The 1,929-nt window shown below is 34.9% G+C and carries 1 protein-coding gene and 1 pseudogene; both read left to right on the forward strand.

The window, feature by feature from the left end; translation table 11 throughout:
- On the forward strand, window positions 1–1,697 hold a 1,697-nt coding region (locus DMP16_RS09430; protein WP_143577154.1), incomplete at its 5' end, for an ATP-dependent DNA ligase.
- A 26-nt stretch (window positions 1,698–1,723) separates the two neighbouring features.
- Window positions 1,724–1,929 (forward strand): annotated as a pseudogene (locus tag DMP16_RS09435) (MBL fold metallo-hydrolase); the annotation flags it as partial.

The following is a 1,929-nucleotide window of genomic DNA, read 5'->3' on the forward strand; positions in this document are numbered from 1 at the left end:
AAGTAATTTATATTATCCAAGGAAAATTATGGCCAGACTTCTTGGGTTATCCAGAATTAGGTATTGGAGAGAAATTCCTTATTAAGGCAATCAGTATAGCTACTAATGTTAAAGAGAGTGAAGTAGAAGGTTTAAACAAAAAGTTAGGAGATCTTGGAGAAGTAGCTAGAATGTTAAAGAGTAAACAACAATCCTCTTCAATTTTAAGTTTTCTGAATACTGGTAAAACTGATGAAGGATTGAGTCTAGAAGAAACTTACTCTACGCTAAGTAAGATAGCATTAACAACTGGCGAAGGCAGTAGAGATTTAAAAATTAGGTTACTGGCTGGATTGCTAAAAAAGGCAGATCCACTAGAAGCTAAATTCTTAGTAAGATTCGTTGAAGGCAGACTAAGAGTTGGAATAGGTGATGCAACAATTATAGATGCTTTAGCTATTGCATTTGGAGGTGGGCAAAATAATTCAGAAATAATAGAAAGAGCATATAACGTTAGAGCTGACCTAGGTAACATTGCAAAAATTCTAATGGAAAACGGCATTGAAGCATTAAAAACTGTCAAGCCTGAGGCAGGAATTCCTATTAGACCAATGTTAGCAGAAAGGCTCTCAGATCCAGAGGAAATATTGAAAAAAGTTGGTGGTTTAGCCTTAGTTGACTATAAATATGATGGGGAAAGAGCTCAAATACACAAGGATGGGAATAAAATCTATATCTTTTCCAGAAGATTAGAAAACATAACCTCACAGTACCCAGATGTCGTAGATTACATTAGTGAGTTTATAGATGGAGACAAGTTCATAATTGAGGGTGAGATTGTAGCTATAGATCCAGAGAGTGGAGAAATTAGACCATTTCAAGAGCTAATGCATAGAAAGAGAAAATCTGATATTCATGAAGCTATTAAGAGTTACCCGGTTAACGTGTTTTTATTTGACCTAATGCTATATAACGACGAAGATTATACTAATAGACCTTTGCAAGATCGAAGGAAAATTTTAGAAGCTATTGTAAAAAATAATGATAAAGTAAAAATAGCTAACCATATCATGACGGATAATGTAAATGTATTGAAACAATTCTTTTATCAAGCAATATCTGATGGAACAGAAGGGGTGATGGTTAAATCCTTAAGTAAAGATTCGATTTATCAAGCTGGAGCTAGAGGATGGCTATGGATAAAGTTAAAGCGTGACTACCAGAGTGAAATGGCTGACACGGTAGATTTAGTAGTAATAGGAGGTTTCTACGGAAAAGGCAAAAGAGGTGGAAAATTAAGTTCATTATTGATGGCAGCTTACAATCCATCCACTGATACTTTTGATTCAGTATGCAAGGTAGCTAGTGGATTCTCTGATGAACAACTAGATGATTTACAAAAGAAATTGAATGAGATAAAGAGGCAAACCAAACATCCTAGAGTAAATTCTAAAATGGAGCCTGACGTGTGGGTAGAGCCATTATATGTAGCGGAAATAATAGGTGCCGAGATAACACTCTCTCCCTTACATTCATGTTGCCAAGATATGATAGCTAAAGATTCTGGATTATCAATCAGATTTCCTAGATTCATAAGATGGAGAGAAGATAAAGGTCCAGAGGATGCTACTACAACTGAAGAGATCTTAGAGATGTATAAGAGACAGTTAAAGAAAAAGGTAGATACTAGCCAGTCAGAAGAAAACGCTAATATTTAATAATGAATAATAGTCTGAATGTGTATATTCGAGATCTTGTAAAGATTCTTCCCAATGGAGCCATACTGGTCGGAAATAATTTTACGATAGATGGGCATCACGATAGACCATTCAGAGTAGCTACACATTTTCACGCAGATCACATAAAAGATCTTGAGAAAAGTATAAGAATTTGTCAAGGGATTATTGCGACTTCAGTAACTCTTGAAATTTTGAATTTAGATTATTCGAT

The organism is Sulfolobus sp. B1 (genome assembly GCF_007050195.1).
Taxonomy (GTDB): Archaea; Thermoproteota; Thermoprotei_A; order Sulfolobales; family Sulfolobaceae; genus Saccharolobus.